The organism is Kutzneria kofuensis (assembly GCF_014203355.1).
Taxonomy (GTDB): domain Bacteria; phylum Actinomycetota; class Actinomycetes; order Mycobacteriales; family Pseudonocardiaceae; genus Kutzneria; species Kutzneria kofuensis.
This window is the reverse complement of sequence record NZ_JACHIR010000001.1, coordinates 1,591,393-1,606,826: the sequence shown is the minus strand read 5'-3', so window position 1 is coordinate 1,606,826 and position 15,434 is coordinate 1,591,393. Positions and strand designations below refer to the sequence as shown.

Annotated in this window: 14 protein-coding genes; 5 read left to right on the top strand and 9 right to left on the bottom strand. The window is 70.7% G+C overall.

Annotated features, from left to right (window positions below; genetic code table 11):
- Positions 1 to 115: 115 nt before the first annotated feature.
- The gene (locus tag BJ998_RS07305) at positions 116 to 598 is read right to left on the bottom strand and encodes a MarR family winged helix-turn-helix transcriptional regulator (protein ID WP_184859648.1); all 483 of its coding nucleotides are present in this window, start codon (positions 596 to 598) and stop codon (positions 116 to 118) included.
- Positions 599 to 724: 126 nt separating this feature from the next.
- Here BJ998_RS07305 and BJ998_RS07300 point away from each other — a divergent pair, with 126 nt between their 5' ends.
- Together BJ998_RS07300 and BJ998_RS07295 are read left to right on the top strand one after the other, a co-directional pair.
- Entirely contained in the window at positions 725 to 2,185 is a 1,461-nt protein-coding gene (locus tag BJ998_RS07300; RefSeq protein ID WP_184859645.1) for an aldehyde dehydrogenase, read from the top strand.
- 86 nt (positions 2,186 to 2,271) lie between these two features.
- Positions 2,272 to 3,000: a DUF4097 family beta strand repeat-containing protein gene (locus BJ998_RS07295; RefSeq protein WP_184859643.1), complete on the top strand. Its 729-nt coding sequence runs from the start codon at positions 2,272 to 2,274 to the stop codon at positions 2,998 to 3,000.
- Positions 3,001 to 3,200: 200 nt separating this feature from the next.
- Here BJ998_RS07295 and BJ998_RS07290 read toward each other — a convergent pair whose 3' ends face one another.
- From BJ998_RS07290 to BJ998_RS07280, 3 genes are all read right to left on the bottom strand, one after another.
- The gene (locus BJ998_RS07290; protein ID WP_184859641.1) at positions 3,201 to 3,560 is read right to left on the bottom strand and encodes a hypothetical protein; all 360 of its coding nucleotides are present in this window, start codon (positions 3,558 to 3,560) and stop codon (positions 3,201 to 3,203) included.
- 61 nt (positions 3,561 to 3,621) lie between these two features.
- Entirely contained in the window at positions 3,622 to 7,230 is a 3,609-nt protein-coding gene (locus BJ998_RS07285; RefSeq protein WP_184859639.1) for a discoidin domain-containing protein, read from the bottom strand.
- Positions 7,231 to 7,390: 160 nt separating this feature from the next.
- Positions 7,391 to 8,179 (bottom strand): helix-turn-helix transcriptional regulator, encoded by a 789-nt coding sequence (locus tag BJ998_RS07280; protein WP_184859637.1) that lies wholly within the window; start codon positions 8,177 to 8,179, stop codon positions 7,391 to 7,393.
- A 51-nt stretch (positions 8,180 to 8,230) separates the two neighbouring features.
- On the opposite strand from BJ998_RS07280, the gene BJ998_RS07275 reads away from it, so the two are divergent.
- The 3 genes from BJ998_RS07275 to BJ998_RS46490 all read left to right on the top strand — a co-directional run bounded on the left by BJ998_RS07275 (position 8,231) and on the right by BJ998_RS46490 (position 10,843).
- Entirely contained in the window at positions 8,231 to 8,935 is a 705-nt protein-coding gene (locus BJ998_RS07275) for an SDR family oxidoreductase (protein ID WP_184859635.1), read from the top strand.
- 104 nt (positions 8,936 to 9,039) lie between these two features.
- Complete coding sequence (locus BJ998_RS07270; RefSeq protein ID WP_221337910.1) at positions 9,040 to 10,338, top strand: oxidoreductase; 1,299 nt, start codon at positions 9,040 to 9,042, stop codon at positions 10,336 to 10,338.
- Entirely contained in the window at positions 10,295 to 10,843 is a 549-nt protein-coding gene (locus BJ998_RS46490; protein ID WP_221337909.1) for a hypothetical protein, read from the top strand. Before BJ998_RS07270 ends, BJ998_RS46490 begins: the two co-directional genes overlap by 44 nt.
- An 86-nt stretch (positions 10,844 to 10,929) precedes the next feature.
- Here BJ998_RS46490 and BJ998_RS07265 read toward each other — a convergent pair whose 3' ends face one another.
- The 5 genes from BJ998_RS07265 to BJ998_RS07245 all read right to left on the bottom strand — a co-directional run bounded on the left by BJ998_RS07265 (position 10,930) and on the right by BJ998_RS07245 (position 15,425).
- Positions 10,930 to 11,538: a cytochrome b/b6 domain-containing protein gene (locus BJ998_RS07265; protein WP_184859633.1), complete on the bottom strand. Its 609-nt coding sequence runs from the start codon at positions 11,536 to 11,538 to the stop codon at positions 10,930 to 10,932.
- Entirely contained in the window at positions 11,516 to 12,181 is a 666-nt protein-coding gene (locus BJ998_RS07260; protein ID WP_221337908.1) for a molybdopterin-dependent oxidoreductase, read from the bottom strand. The genes BJ998_RS07265 and BJ998_RS07260 overlap by 23 nt, the downstream gene beginning before the upstream one ends.
- 343 nt (positions 12,182 to 12,524) lie before the next feature.
- Entirely contained in the window at positions 12,525 to 13,559 is a 1,035-nt protein-coding gene (locus tag BJ998_RS07255) for an amidohydrolase family protein (protein ID WP_184859631.1), read from the bottom strand.
- Positions 13,556 to 14,344 (bottom strand): methyltransferase domain-containing protein, encoded by a 789-nt coding sequence (locus tag BJ998_RS07250; protein WP_184859629.1) that lies wholly within the window; start codon positions 14,342 to 14,344, stop codon positions 13,556 to 13,558. Before BJ998_RS07250 ends, BJ998_RS07255 begins: the two co-directional genes overlap by 4 nt.
- Positions 14,337 to 15,425: a cupin domain-containing protein gene (locus BJ998_RS07245; protein ID WP_184859627.1), complete on the bottom strand. Its 1,089-nt coding sequence runs from the start codon at positions 15,423 to 15,425 to the stop codon at positions 14,337 to 14,339. Before BJ998_RS07245 ends, BJ998_RS07250 begins: the two co-directional genes overlap by 8 nt.
- Positions 15,426 to 15,434 lie beyond the last annotated feature (9 nt).

The following is a 15,434-nucleotide window of genomic DNA, read 5'->3' as shown; positions in this document are numbered from 1 at the left end:
ACGCGGGACCGCCTTCGCAGCTCCCGGCGGCTCTCTTCGACCCGCGTCGATCCCGGCTACTCGTCTCCGTCAACGTGTTGCGGCACAGCGTATCCGATCGCGGCGGGAACACGCCTCAGGATTTCGGCCCGGTCTGGATCGCCTGGTCACGGAGGTTGTGGTGCAGCGTCCCGAGTCCCTCGGCGAACGCGGTGAACTCCTTGCGGCTCATGCCGTCCACGAACAGCTCGCGCACCAGCGCAGCGTGGCCGGGGGCGGCCTCCCGCAGCTTCTGCCGGCCCTTCTCGGTGAGCGCGGCGACGATGCCGCGCTCGTCGCCGGCGCAGCCCTGCCGTTCCACGAAGCCGGCCTTCTCCAGCTGGCCGACCTGGTAGGTGAGGCCGCTCTTGGACGTCACGGCGGCCCCGGCCAGCTCGGTCATGCGCAGCCGGCCGTCGGGCGTGTCGGCCAGTCGGGCCAGCACCTCGTACTGCGGGTGCGACAGGCCGGCGTCGCGTTTGAGCTGCTGGTCGACGAGCCGGTTGATGATCGCGCCGACGGTGAGGAACTGCTTCCACGCCGTCAGTTCCCGTTCGTCCAGCCACCTCGGGTCCGCCATGACGGACATCGTACGAATTTCAACAGTCGGCGGCTTGACGGCGGCGTGTCACCGGGGTCACACTGTGTGCGTATCGCGAATGTCTGTACGCATTGCGCACACCCTTTCGGGAACACAGGAGCGACTGTGACGATCAAACGAGACCTGGTCATCGGCGGCGAGGACGTCCCCGCGCTGGACGGCCGCACGACGGAGGATCTCAACCCGTACACCGGGGAGGTGTACGCGGTGGTCGCGGCCGGCGGCGCGGCCGACGTCACCCGCGCCGTGGACGCGGCGCAGCAGGCGTTCCCGGCCTGGTCGGCGACCTCCCCGGCGGCCCGCCGCCGGATCTTCCTCAAGGCCGCCGACATCATGGAGACCAAGGCCGACGAGGCGGTCGCGCTGATGGCCGAGGAGGTCGGCGGGGTCGCCGGCTGGGCGCACTTCAACCTCGGCCTGGCCGCCGGCATCCTGCGCGACGCGGCCGCCGCGATCGGGCAGCCGCTCGGCGAGGTGCTGTCCACGGAGACCGAAGGGCAACTGTCGCTGGCGCTGCGCGAGCCGGCCGGCGTGGTGGCGGCGTTCGCGCCGTGGAACGCGCCGCTCATCCTGGGCACGCGGTCGCTGGCGGTGCCCCTCGCGGTCGGCAACACGGTGGTGCTCAAGCCCAGCGAGGACGCGCCGATCGCCTGCGGCCTGTTCCTCGCCGACGTGCTGCGCGAGGCCGGCCTCCCCGCCGGTGTGCTGAACGTCGTCACCAACGCGCCCGCCGACGCGGCCGACGTCGCGCGCACGTTGATCTCGGACAAGCGGGTCCGGGTCGTCAACTTCACCGGCTCCACCAGGGTCGGCCGGATCATCGGCACCACCGCCGCCGAGCACATCAAGCCCGCGGTGCTGGAGCTGGGCGGCAAGAACGCGCTGCTGGTGCTGGACGACGCCGACATCGACTACGCCGTGAACGCGGCGACCTTCGGCGCGTTCCACAACGCCGGCCAGATCTGCATGTCCGCGGACCGGCTGCTGGTGCACCGCTCGGTGGCCGCCGAGTTCACCGAGAAGCTGGCCGCGAAGGCGTCGTCGCTGCCGCACGGCGACCCGACCGACCCCGGCACCGTGATCGGGCCGCTGATCACCGCCGCCGCCGCGCAGCGGGTGTCCGAGCTGGTGGCCGACGCGGTCGCGGCCGGCGCGGCGCTGCGGGCCGGCGGCGGGCAGGCCGACGGAGCCCGCTACCCGGCGACCGTGCTGGCCGACGTCACCCCGGAGATGCGGATCTTCAACGAGGAGATCTTCGGCCCGGCGGTCACCGTGACCACTGTGGACACCGACGAGCAGGCCATCGAGATCGCCAACAACACCGACTACGGGCTGACCGCCGGCGTGCTCACCGAGGACGCCCGCCGCGGGCTGGCCGTCGCGCGGCGGCTGCGCACCGGCATCGTCCACGTCAACAACCAGACCGTGGACGACGAGCCGCAGGTGCCGTTCGGCGGCGTGAAGTCCAGCGGCTACGGCCGGTTCGGCGGGCGGTGGGGAGTGGAGGCCTTCACCTCGACCCGGTGGGTGACCGTCGCCGGGCAGCACAACGGGTTCCCCTACTGAGGAAGTCAGGGTTATTCCCGATGCGGGGTGATCCGGCGGCCCGATAACGTTCGTCGGCGTCGGACATCGTGCTGGGGGAGTGACGGATGCGCAGGTTGTTGGGGATCGTCGGCCTCGTTGTCGTCGGGGCGTGCGTGGCCGGCGGCTGCGGCAACCTGCTGCCGCCGCAGTCCATGAGCGACACGAAGACGCTGGACCAGAAGGTCACCGCGATCAAGCTGGACGGCCGGTCCGGCAGCCTGCGCGTGCAGGGGCAGGCCGGGCTGTCCAAGGTGACCGTCGAGCGCACCATCAAGTACCACGACGGGTCGCCCAACCAGGACACCTACCGCGTCGACGGCGACGTGCTGGTGCTCACCGGCCAGTGCGGCAGCAACTGCGACGTCAGCTACGAGGTGACCGTGCCGGCCGGGCTGCCCGTCTCCGGCCAGACCTCGACCGGGCACATCGACCTGCGGAACGTCGGGGCGGTGGACGTCACCACGAGCACCGGCGGCGTGGACCTGACCGACGTGGCCGGGGCCGTGAAGGCCGAGACCACCAACGGCGAGATCACCGGGACCGGCCTGCATGCCGGGGGCGTGCAGGCCCACACCACCAACGGCTCGATCGACCTGACGCTGCTCGAGCCCGCCGACGTGACCGCGCGGACCAGCAACGGCCAGATCAAGCTCGCCGTGCCGACGGGGAGCTACCGGCTGTCGACGGGCACTCACAACGGCCACCGCAAGATCGGCATCGCGGACGACCCGAACGGCAAGAACCGCCTCGACCTGAACACCGACAACGGGTCCATCGAGGTGACGCAGGCCTAGCGGCGGCGGGGCCACGTGAGTGGCTCATGTGGCGGTTGAGGCCCACGTGAGTGGCTCATGTCGCGGTGGGGGCCTACGTGAGTGGCTTATGTGCGGTCGGGGGTCCACGTGAGTGGCTCACGTGGCGTCAGGGGTACGTGAGTGGCTCAGGTGGCGTCGGGGGCGAAATGAGCCACTCACGTGCGGAGGGACGGCGCCGCCTAGCGTGTCCCGGCGATGTGGCGGCGCAGCGGCAGCCAGGTCACCAGCACGAACAGGCTGAACACGTTCAACAGCAGCCAGGTCGGGTGCAGCAACGCGCCCGGCAACCGCGGCCAGTTCACGTACCAGTTCGCGACCAGGTCCAGCACGATCACCGCGAACGCCAGCGTCACGCCGTGGCGGTGACCCAACGCCACCAGCACGGCCGTCAGCGGATCGAGCACCACCAGCGCGGCGAAGAACACCGCCAGCGGCGGGGGAGCCCACGAGTAGCCGCCGACGAGCAGGTCGATCGCGTGCGTCGTGGTGCCGACGAGAAAGCCGACCACATAGCCGGCACGGACGATCGACCAGTGCACAACTCGGACATTACGCGAGCGCCGCGGCCGGCGTGTGGACGACGCCGGCCGCGGCCGTTGCTCATGACAGGGTCGTCGCCACGTTGTAGCCCTCGACCAGCAACCGCGGCTGCGACACCGACTTCCGTGGCGTCACGCTGACCGTCTTGCTCTCGCCGGGCAGCAGCCAGAAGTAGTTGTCGCCGTACAGCGTGGGCAGCACGCGGTCCTTGCCGTTGTGCTCCCGCAGCGACAACCGAACCATCGCCGCCACCGTCTTCCCGGTGTTCTTCACGACCGCGCTGTAGGCGTTGCCGCTCTGCTTGAGCGACACCGAAACGCTCGTCGCCGCCACCTGGTTCAGGGCCCGCATGTCGGTGTCGGCGCGATACCGCCAGTACGTGTTCTCGGACAACAGGTTGCCCTTGCTGTCGGTCATCCGCAGCCGCAGCAGGTGCAGCGCCGGCAGCGAATCCGCGAACGGCACCGTGAACGCCTGCGTCACCGACGAGGCGGCGACGTCGACCTTCTGCGTCTGCGCCGCGCCGAGGGCCTTGCCGGTGAGGTCGTACAGCTGCGCCGTCACGGTGGCGCCGGCAACGGCCGCCGGCGTGTGGTTGACGGCGCTGACCTGCCACGTCGCCAGGCTGGCCTGCACGTGGTGCGGCTCGCAGCCCTTGCGTGAGCCGTAGTAGCTGCCGTTGACGTCCATGTCGTAGTCGTAGGTCTGCCACACCGTGCTGTGCCACGCCGGGTGCGACATCCACAGCAGCACGCCGCGGGCGTCGTTCCACAGCAGGGCATTCCACGCCTCGAAGATGGCGCGCATGCTCTCGTAGTTGACGAACTGCGCCTTGCGGCAGAACTCCTCCAGCCCGCTCGATGGCGCCAACCGCGCGTCGATCGCGTCGAGGTAGGTCTGCGGCTTCTGGTTGCCGTTGGCCGACCAGTCGTGCAGGTACCAGGGTGCGCCGATCGGCCAGCCCGGGTCGCCCTCGCCGACCAGGTTGCGCATGCTCTCCACGACCGACACCGTCGGGATGCCGATCTCGCTCCAGAACCCGTGCTTGCCGCCGGTCGCCCCGCCGGTGAAGTACTGCTTCGGGTCGACCCACAGGTACGGGCCGTCGCCGCTGATCACGCCGCCGGCGGAGTTACTCTGGTACAGCAGGTCCGTGTTGCCGGTGACGATGTCGCGCAGCGGGCCGTCGATCGAGTCCGGCGGCGTGCCCTCGTTGCAGCCGAAGAACACCACCATGCACGGGTGGTACCGGTAGCGCAGCACGGTGTCCTTGGCCTGCGCCAGGAAGATGTCGTGGTTGGCGGGATCGGTGGAGAAGCCGTCCCAGAACTCGTTCCACACCAGGATGCCGTTGCGGTCGGCCGCGGCGAACAGCTCCTCCCGGTAGCTGCACCCGATCCAGTTGCGGATCATGGTGAAGTTCATGTCCCGGTGCATGGCGACGACGTTGTCCACCCGGTCCTGCGGCATCCGGCGCAGCAGTTCGTCCCAGCCCCAGCTGCCGCCGCGGATGAACACCTTGACCCCGTTGACCAGGATCGTCAGCGGCACCGGCGAGTTGTCCACGGCCTTGACGTCGGTCCAGGTGTTGCCGTCGTTCGACACCTGGATCTTGAACGTCGCCGCGTACGCCGTCTCCCAGGTCAGCGCGACCCGGTCGAAGGTCTGCACGGAGCCGAGGTCGACCTGGATGTACTGGTCGTCGTTGTAGTTGGAGGACCAGCGGGTGTTCGGGTTGCCGTCGACCGCGTTCTGCGGCGGGTTGCCGTCATTGTCCACAGAGGACGCGGTCGCTGTCTTGTTCAGCGCCAGGTCGGTCGTCGGCGACGCGCTGTTGACCACGGACAGCGTGTACAGCGAGATGCCCCAGCCGGTTGCCCGCTTGCCGCCCTGCACCCGCACGTACTGCGCCTGCTGCACCGGGAAGTCGACGGTCTGGTCGGCCCGGCCGTTCTGGATGGTGATCGGCAGGCCGAAGTCGTAGCCGATCTTGCGAATGCCGAAGTCCAGGGTCCGCTTGTCGCTGGTCCTGCCGCCGACGGTCGCGGTCAGCTGCAGCTCGTGCAGGTTCGGGTCGCCGTACCCGTTGGGCCACCACAGCTTCGGGTCGGCCAGCTTCAGCTGCGGGAACGCCGCCGGGTCGAACTTGACGTCGGTCTGCTGTCCGGCGGCGACCGTGACGGTGCTGCTCACCTTCACGGTGTCGAAGGCCGCGGTGACGGTGACCTGCTGCGAGGTCGACGACGCGTTGCGCACCGGCACCGTGATCGTCACCTCGGCGACGCTCAGGTCGGGCAGCTTCGGCAGGGCCGTGTCGATACGGGCGTCGCCGAGCACGGCCGCGCCGGTCGAGCGCAGCCGGACGTGGTTCCAGATGCCGGACACCCGGTCCCGGACCGCCGGCATCCAGTCCCAGCCGGACGCCGCGACCAGCGTGGGGGAGTTGGCGAAGATGCCGCCGCCGGCGTCCACGAAGGACTGGCCGGCCGGGCCCTTGTCACCGGGGCTGCCCGGGAACGGGATCGGGGTGATCTTGACCGCCAGTGCCTGGTCGCCGCTGCGGCGCAGCGTCGACGTGACGTCGAAGACCGCGCGGCCGAAGGGGTGCGACAGCGTGCCGACGGACTTGCCGTTCAGCCACACGTCGGCCTGGTTGTTCACGCCGTCGAACTCCAGCCAGACGAACCGGCCGGCGCCGGTGTCCAGGCCGGCCGGGACGGCGAACGTGCGGCGGTACCACCAGGCGTGCCGGGACAGCGCCTCCGGGATCACCATGTTGTTCATGCCGGACACCGGGTCCGGGAAGTGGCCCTGCTCCACCAGCGAGGCCAGGACCGTGCCCGGCACCGTCGCCGGCACCCAGCTGTCGGTGTTCACCGACTGGCCGGAGAGGACCGCGCCGTCCTGGCTCGGCGCGAAGTTGTCCATGGTCAGCACCCAGCCGGACTCCACCGGCACCGTGCCGTCCTTTTCGACCGTCAGCGCCGGCGGGGTGCGGCGCTGCGCCGGCCAGTTCGTCCAGCCGGTCACCTGCGGGCGGTTGCCCCTGGCCGTGCCGTAGACCTGGAAGCCGTTGACACCTAACGGGTTCGACGTCGAGCGGCTGAACGACGTGAACCGCACCCAGCGGGCCGCCGCCGGTTGGTCCAGGGCGATCGTGTTGACCGCGCCCGTGCCGGCGGTGGTGCTGTGGACCGTCGTCCACACCTCGCCGTCCGTCGACACGTCCAGGGCGTACGAGGTGGAGTAGCTGGTCAGGATCTCCAGGCCGCTGGTCCCGTTGCGGGACTTGCCGAAGTCGAAGGCCGGGTCGCCCGGCTTGGCGTCGAAGGTCAGCACGATCTTGCTCACCTGGCACTGGCCCTGCAGGTCCACCACCAGCCACTGCGGATCGCCCTGCGCCGCGCGCCAGCCGCTGCCGCGGAGGCCGACCTCCGCCACCCCGTCCACCGCGAACTTCGCCGGCGTCGCCGCGTAGTCCGTGGACGACACCGTCACCGGCCGGAACAGCGCCAGATCCGCCGGACCTGACGCCTGTGCCTGTGCGGCGTCGGGCGCCGCCTCCGCCACGCCGGGCAGCGCCGCCGCCAGGCCGAACCCCGCGAGCAGGGTGACCCCGGTGGACAGGAATCCCCTTCTCGACAGCCCGTCTTCTTCGACCTGCGTCATGCCCAGCTCCCGATCCCGTCGCGGCGTTGACAACGTTGCCAAGACCCTGCTTCAGCGGTGTGACGGGTGTCAAGACGACAAGCAAGACAGGAAATCCGGCCATCGACATCGTTGTCATCCCGGGCGGGGGCTGAGCGGTGGTTGAGTCGGCTCGGTGCCGTCAGGCGAGCGTGCGGAACAGGCGGGCGGTGTGCGTTCCGGGGTCGGCGGTGATGAACACGACCTGCTGGTCGTCGTCGGGGACGGCGAGGATGTCGCAGTTGACCCGCAGCGGGCCGAGGGTGGGATGGTCGAGGGTCTTGCTGCGGTGGCCGGGCGTGCGAACGGGGTTGGTGTCCCAGATGTGCACGAATTCCCTGCTGGCACGGAGATCGGCCAGCAGGCGGGCGAGGCGCCGGTCGCCGGGATAGCGGGCGGCGGCGCCGCGCAGGCGGGCGACGGCGATCTCGCCGAACTCCTCGGCGCCGCTGCTGCGGTGCAGGTCGGGGCGGAGGAAACGGCGGCGGGCCAGGTTGGGCTCGTGGCGCAGGTCGCCGAGCAGGGCCGCGGCGAGCGGATTCCAGGCGATGATCTCGTACGTCGCGTCGGTGACGACCGCGCCCGCTTCGGGGATTCGGCGCAGCAGGTCGGCGACGTACGGGCGGACCTGGCGGGCGGGGCCCGGTGGTGGGGTCGGAACGGTGTCGGCGAGCCGGAACAGGTGACGGCGTTCGGCCGGTGGCAGCCGGAGGGCGTCGGCGAGGGAATCGAGGATGCGTGGCGACGGCCGCGGACCCCGGGCCTGCTCCAGCCGCGCGTAGTAGTCGACCGACATCGCGGCCAGGCCGGCGACTTCCTCGCGGCGCAGGCCGGGCGTGCGGCGACGGCCGGCGGCGGGCAGCCCGACGTCGACGGGGCGCAGGCGGCCGCGGCGGTCGCGCAGGAACCGGGCCAGCTCCTCCTTTGACATGGTATCGATTGTGCCTGGTTACCGGGTGGCGCTGCCGGCATCGTCGACGGCGTGACCAACACGGCATTGGTGACCGGCGCCAACAAGGGCATCGGCAAGGAGATCGCGCGCCAGCTGGCCGAGGCGGGCCTGACCGTCCTCATCGGATCGCGCGACGCGGAACGGGGCAAGCGGGCGGCCGAGGAGATCGGCGGCGACAGTCGGCTGCTCGTGCTCGACGTGACCGACGAGAACAGCATCGCCGCCGCGGCGGCCCAGGTGGACACGCTCGACGTGCTGGTCAACAACGCCGGCATCCTCGTCGACGAGGCCAAGCCGACCGAGGCCGACGTGGCCGGCTTCCGGCGGACCTACGAGACGAACGTGTTCGGCGTCCTGGCGGTGACCAACGCGTTCCTGCCGGCGCTGCGGCGGTCGGCGCATCCGCGGATCGTCAACGTCTCCAGCGGCACTGGTTCGCTGACGTGGAGCCTCGGCGGGCGGTTCGCGACCGGCGGCTCGGGGGCCGCGTACCGCTCGTCCAAGACCGCGTTGAACGCACTGACGGTCTTCTACGCGCAAGCGCTTGCCGACGAAGGCTTCAAGGTCAACGCGTTGGCGCCGGGACTGCGTCGGACGGACCTGAACGCGCGGGCGGCCGCCAGCGACGGCGATCCGGCCGAGGCCGCCGCGGGCGCGGTGCGGCTGGCGCTGCTGCCCGACGACGGCCCCACCGGCGAGTTCGTGTCCTGGGACGGCACTCCGGCGCCGTGGTGATCACGCCGGCTTGACCCGGTTGGCCGGCTTGCGGAACCAGAGCCCGCGGCGGAGTCCCCGTGGAGGTTGCCGGTCTGGCCGGTCGCCGGTGTCCCGTCCGACGGGTGCCCGATCGAGCCGCGATGTGGCACGGTGGCGTCGTGGCCTACGACGTGCTGTTCGAGCCGGTGCCGATCGGGCCGGTCGTCGCCCGCAACCGGTTCTTTCAGGTGCCGCACTGCAACGGCATGGGCTACCGCGACCCGTCGGCCGAGGCGGCGATGCGGGGCGTGAAGGCCGAGGGCGGCTGGGCCGTGGTGTGCACGGAGGAGACGGAGATCGATCCGTCCAGCGATCTGACGCCGTCGATCGAGCTGCGGCTGTGGGACGACCGGGACGTGCCGGCGGTGGCCCGGATCGCGGACCGGATCCACGAACACGGCGCCCTGGCCGGTATCGAGCTCGTCCACAATGGACCGCACGCTGCGAACCTGACCAGCCGGATCCCGCCGATGGGGCCGAGTGCGCTGCCGGTGGTGGGCAGCAACCATCCCGTGCAGGCGCGGGCGATGACCTTGGCGGACATCGCTTCGTTGCGGGAGATGCACCGGGCGGCGGTCCGCCGGGCACTGTCGGCCGGCTACGACCTGATCTACGTCTATGCGGCGCACGGCTACGGCATGTTGGAGCATTTCCTGTCGTCGCAGCACAATCACCGTTCCGATGCTTATGGCGGCAGCCTGCTCAACCGGGCCCGGCTGCTGCGCGAGGTGTTGGCGGACACGCGGGAACTGTGCGGCGGTCGGGCGGCGGTGGCGTGCCGGCTGGGCGTGGGCGGCGGTGTCGAGGAGACGGCGTTGTCCGCGGCCGAGACGCGGGAAGTCGTGCATGAACTCCGTGACCTGCCGGACCGGTGGGACTTCGTGGCGGGCCCGTGGTCGGTGGATTCGAACACGTCCCGGTTCGGGCCGGAGGGCGAGCAGGAGGCAGCCGTCCGCGGGCTGAAGTCGTTGACGGACAAGCCCGTTGTCGGCGTCGGCCGGTTCACCTCGCCGGACGCCATGGTGCGGCAGATCCGCGAGGGCATCCTGGACTTCGTCGGCGCCGCCCGACCGTCGATCGCGGATCCGTTCCTGCCGGCCAAGATCCGCGACGGTCGGCTGGACGAGATCCGGGAATGCATCGGCTGCAACATCTGCGTGTCGGGGGACCACACGCAGTCGCCGATCCGCTGCACGCAGAATCCGAGCATGGGGGAGGAGTGGCGGCGCGGGTGCCGTCGCGACCGGCGCTCGCTGGCGTGCCGACGGCGTCGGCCGGGCGCATCCGCTCGGCCTGCCCGTCGATCCTGCCGCCCGGGTGCTCACGCCGGACGACGTCATGGCCGGCTCACGGCCTCGCGGCCGGCGGGTCGTGGTCTATGACGACGACCACTACTACATCGGCGCTGTGCTGGCGGAGTTGTGGGCATGCGAGGGATTCGCCGTCGAGCTCGTCACTCCGGCCGCGAGCGTCTCGGAGTGGACCGCCAACACCATGGAGCTGCCCAAGATCCGCCGCCGCGTTCTGGAAGCGGGCGTCACCGTGCACACCGACCGTGCGGCGGTGTCCGTCACCGCGGACTCGCTGCGCACCTCCTGCGTCTTCACCGGCTTACAATGCGATCACGCCGCCGATGCCGTGGTGCTCGTGACAGCCCGGCTTCCGATCGACGACCTGTGTCAGGAACTGCTGGCCCGGCAAGCGGACTGGGAAACGTTGATGTCCGTGCGGGTGATCGGCGACGCCTTCGCGCCTGGCACGATCGCGGCGGCGGTGTGGGCCGGCCGCGAGTACGCGGAGACGCTGGACGCGGTCGCTGAGCCGTTTCGCCGGGAGATCACCAGTCCGGCTCGGGATGATCGGTCTCCACGGGCGGCATCGAGTTGACGCTGATGGCTCGTCCGCCGTGAAGACGTCATCGTTGATCTGGGTCAGGCCGCCGAAGAGTTCCCGCCACGCGGCGGGACGGTACCTCACTCGGGGTCGATCCAGCGCGGGTGCTCTTTGCGGGCCCAGGACAACCGGACGTAGCCGGTGCGCATTCCCTCCCGTGCGAGCGGGTCTCGGTAGGCCATGCGGATGTGCCCGACGACCACGACGGCGATGGCCAACGCGAGCCAGTCGTGCACGAAAATGGCGCTGCTGCGCGGAATCCACGGCAGCAGGTCGCCGAACCACATGAGCAGACCGGTGAACAGCATCACCGGCACCGCGCCGGCGATCCAGGCCGCGTAGAGCTTCTGGCCGGCATTGAACTTGCCGGCCGGGCGGGACTTCAGTCGCTTCACCGCGAGCCGGAGCCACTCGCCGTCGTACTTGGCGAACCGGTTGAGGCGCTTGAGATCGGCCCGGAACTCCGCCGAGAACAGCCCCAGCAGCAGCGGAACCGGGAGCAGGATGCCGGAAATCTCGTGCACTGCGACGACAAGCAGCCGCCGTCCGACCAACTCGGCCAGCGGCGAGAAGTACAGGCAGGCCGCCGTCCCGGCGCAGAACGCCATCAGCCAGCCGGTGGTGCGGTGCACCAGCCGCTGGACCCGGCCGAAGCGCTGGACGCGGTCAGAGCCAACCGTCGACTGCATAGCCGTAGTCCTCCCAGTAGCCCTGCTGGACGCGCTCCGTGACCGTGATTCCGGACAACCACTTGGCCGACTTGTAGAAGTACATCGGCGCGATGTACAGCCGGACCGGGCCGCCGCGCTCGTGCGACAACGGCTGGTCCTGCAACTTCAACGCCACCAGCACATCCGGTCGGCGGGCCTGCTCCAGCGTGAGGCTTTCCGTGTACACGCCGTCAAAGCACGTGAACCGAATCGCCGTCCCTTCCTTCTGCACCCCCACCGCGTCGAGCAGCGTCGACAGCGGCACCCCGGTGAAGGCCGCGTTCTCCACCTTCCAGCCGTCCGTGCACTGCACGTCGTGCACCACCCTGCGCTGCGGCAACGCATTCAACTCCGCCAGCGTGAACGTCCGAGGCTTGTCCACCAGCCCGTCAATTGTGAGTCGATAATTCGCCTCGTTCTTCACCGGCACCGACGCCGTTACGCTGTAATACCGGAACCCGCCCCCGTTGGGCAGCAGCTCCGTCACTCCCACCGGGTCCGCGTCCAGCAGCTTCTGCCATCCGCCCTGCAATGCCGGCGCTGCCGCGATGCCCGCCGCGCCCAGCCCCAGCATCGACAGCATCACCCGCCGCCCCACCGGCTTACCCTCGTTCTCGCTCACGAACCGAGCTTATGCGCACCGGTTAGACCGGTGTGCGATAGCGGAAGAAGTTGGCGGGATCCGTGGGGTCCGGGCAGCGACCGACCCGTGCCGGCGGGGAGGAGGCGCACGTGAGTGGCTCACTTTCCCCCTTGGGGGTACGTGAGTGGCTCACTTGCCCTCCTTCGGGTACGTGAGTGGCTCATGTGGTCTCGGAGGTATGTGAGTGGCTCAGGTGGTTCTGGAAGCGAAGTGAGCCACTCACGTGCGTCGGGGGAGAAGGAGGGGGAGAGGGGAGGGGCGTCGGGCGGGCGGTAAGGGTGCGCGGCGGGGTGGGGCGGGGAGGTTGTGGTGGAGCCGAGGGTCAGCGGACGCGGCGGCCGCGGAGGATGACGGCGGTGGGGTTGGCCAGGAGGGAGAGGTCGGTGCGGGGGTCGGCGGGATAGACGACGGCGTCGGCGGGGGAGCCGGGGGTGAGACCGCCCAGTCCGAGGTAGGTGCGAGCTGACCAGGAGGCGGCGGCGAGGGCGTCGTGGGGGCGGAGACCGGCGTTGACCAGGGCGAGGATCTCGTCGGTGATGCGGCCGGTGGGGCGGGAATCGGTGCCGGCGAGGACGGTGACGCCGGCCTCGACGGCAGTGGCGGCAAGGCGGCCATGGGCTTCGGCACCGTTGAGGTACCAGTCGCGGCGAGGGCCGGGAGGGGCGGAACGAGCCTTGGACAGGCCACTCTCGATGACGGAGAGGGTGGGCGTGAGGACGCTGCCCCGAGCGGCCATGGTGGCCAGGGCGGACGGGTCGAGGCACATGCCGTGCTCGATGGAGTCGACACCGGCGGCGACGGCGGCGAGACCGCCGGCGGCCTGCTGCGAGTGGGCGGCGACGCGGCCGCCGACGGCGTGCACGGCGTCGACGACGGCGCGAAGCACGGTGAGGGGCACGGGCTCGTCGTCGGGACCCCAGTCGGCGATGATCTTGGCCCAGCCGGTGCGGGCGGCCTGGGCGGCGGCGACGCCGGGCAACTCGGAGTGCTCGACCCGGCGGCCCCAGCCGTCGAAGAACTGGCCGTGCTGCGCGAGCCACGGACCGGCGTGCCAGGCGCGCGGCACATCGGGATCCCGGCCGAACCACGCGGGCGGCTCGCCGGCGATGCCGGGGGCACGGATGACGGTCACGCCGGCGTCGACGTGCCGGTGCAGGTCCTCCCGCAGCAAGTCCTCATCGAGCGGATCGCCGGGTTTCTCCGCTCCGGGATGGGTGTGCGCGTCGACGAGTCCCGGCAGCAGCCAGCCCTCGATCAGCTCGGCGCCGGGGGCGGGGTCGGTCGTCCACCGATCGCCGTCGGCACAGAGGTCGACGACCTCACCGGACGGCAGGGCGTTGCCACGGATGCGGATCATTCGGTTCTCCGGGCGGTGAGCAGGAGCATGCCGGCGGGGCTGCGGAGGTCGATGAGATCGAGGCCGGCGGCGATCAGCCAGGACATGAGCTCGGCGGGCGTGAAGGACCGGACGCCGAAGGTGTTCTCGTGCTGCCGCTGGAAATGCCGGTAGGTGGGGCGTTCGGCATGGCGGTAGGTGAACGCGGTGAAGAGGCCGCCGGGGCGAAGGCAGCGGGCGACCTCGCGCAGGACGTCCCGGGGCTCGGGCAGCAACTGGAGGGCGTTGGAGCAGTTGACGGCGCCGAGGGAGCCGGTGGCGAAGGGCAGGCGGAGGGCGGTGCCCCGGACGACGCGAACGCCGGGCAGTTCGGCGCGGATGGCGTCGATCATGGGGACGCTGAGGTCGAGGGCGACGACACGGTCGAGGCCGAGATGGTCGACGAGGGTGCGGGTCCAACGGCCGGCGCCGCAGGCGAGATCGAGCAGAGGGGCGTCGGCGGCGGTGAGGTGGGCCCGCAGATAGTCGTCCTCGGCCTCGGGGGTCAGGGCGTTCTCCCAGTTGTCGCCCATGATCTGGAGGAAGGAGGTCCGCGTGTGCTGTTCGTACCGGGGCACGTGCAGCGGATCCTGGAGGAAGAACTGGCCGAGTCCGGCGCCGGGAGCCCGGGAGGCGGGACCGAGATCAAGGTAGCCGCCGGCATCCGGATAGGTGTGGCCGCACGTGGTGCACTCGACACCGTCGGCGACGGTGGTGAGAGAGCCGAGACAGGCCGGGCAAGCGAGAATGTCCATGAGGTCAGACACGTGCGTTCCGTTCCACGTGGTGGTCGGCCTTGGCGCCCATGAAGGCCAGCAGGGAGGTGGTCTCGGCGTCCCAGATGGCCTGCACGGTGGCGGCATCCCAATCGCCCTCGGCCCGCCAGCGGCGGTCGAGCTCCCGCTCGGAGTCGCTGAGTTCCCAGAGCGCGGGCGTGGGCCACGACCGGCCGATCCGGCTCGGGTCGACGTCGGCGAGGCAGCGTTCCAGCCGCTGGCGGTCCTCGTCGGGCAGACCCCGCAACACCGCGAGCACGGCAGCGGAGTGCTCACGGAAGTGAGCGCCCAGGAACGCCAGGGCCAACAAGACGCTCTCCGGTTGGTCCGGGCCGAGGGCGTCGAGAATCCCGGGCAGCCGCGCCGAAACGGCGTCGTGCGAGGTCTCGGCGAGGATACCGAGCAGAATGAGCGCCCGGGCATGCCCGGGATCGCCCGGGATTCGTTTGGCCGCAACGACAAGCCCGTCGATGACGTCGTCGAACGTTGGCCCGGGGCCGGCGACCGTGGCGGCGAGACACCGATAGGACTCCGCGGTTCCGGGGGCGGTCTCGAGCAACTCCAGCTGACGCGCCCGCTCGACGGGATCGTCCCGGAACACGGTGGTGCCGCGCGCCGCCGACTCCGCGGCCAGCACGTCCGGATCGGTGTGCGTCCAGGCGTCGTCGGCGTCGGGCAGCCGTTCCTCGGCGGCGGGGGAGCTGACGACCTGGAACATCTCCTCGAAGCCGCCGGGCGTGATGAGCATGAGGTAGTGCGCCCGCTCGGAGATCACCGCGAACCGGTGCGCCGTGTGCCGGGGCAGGAACACCGACTCGCCGGCCCGCAGGACGCCGTCGCGGCCGCCGACCGTGTACTCGAGTTCCCCCTCCAGCACCACAAGGGTCTCGTCCTCGCGGGAGTGGACGTGCGGCGGCGTGGCATAGCCGCGCAACGCCCGCTGCTCGACGACGCTCAGCGCGCCGTCGGTGTCGCCGGCGGTGACCCGGATCGACATCAGGCCGCCGAGGTGCCACAGCTGGCGCGGCAGTTCCGAGGTGCGCCGGGCCAGCAGACCGGGTGGGATCGACATGGCATCAAC

Coding starts and splice junctions, on each gene's coding strand:
- BJ998_RS46490 (WP_221337909.1), top strand. CDS start 10,295: ATGGCCGGCTCACGGCCTCGCGGCCGGCGGGTCGTGGTCTATGACGAC.
- BJ998_RS07265 (WP_184859633.1), bottom strand. CDS start 11,538: ATGCAGTCGACGGTTGGCTCTGACCGCGTCCAGCGCTTCGGCCGGGTC.
- BJ998_RS07285 (WP_184859639.1), bottom strand. CDS start 7,230: ATGACGCAGGTCGAAGAAGACGGGCTGTCGAGAAGGGGATTCCTGTCC.
- BJ998_RS07305 (WP_184859648.1), bottom strand. CDS start 598: ATGGCGGACCCGAGGTGGCTGGACGAACGGGAACTGACGGCGTGGAAG.
- BJ998_RS07245 (WP_184859627.1), bottom strand. CDS start 15,425: ATGTCGATCCCACCCGGTCTGCTGGCCCGGCGCACCTCGGAACTGCCG.
- BJ998_RS07255 (WP_184859631.1), bottom strand. CDS start 13,559: ATGATCCGCATCCGTGGCAACGCCCTGCCGTCCGGTGAGGTCGTCGAC.
- BJ998_RS07280 (WP_184859637.1), bottom strand. CDS start 8,179: ATGTCAAAGGAGGAGCTGGCCCGGTTCCTGCGCGACCGCCGCGGCCGC.
- BJ998_RS07295 (WP_184859643.1), top strand. CDS start 2,272: ATGCGCAGGTTGTTGGGGATCGTCGGCCTCGTTGTCGTCGGGGCGTGC.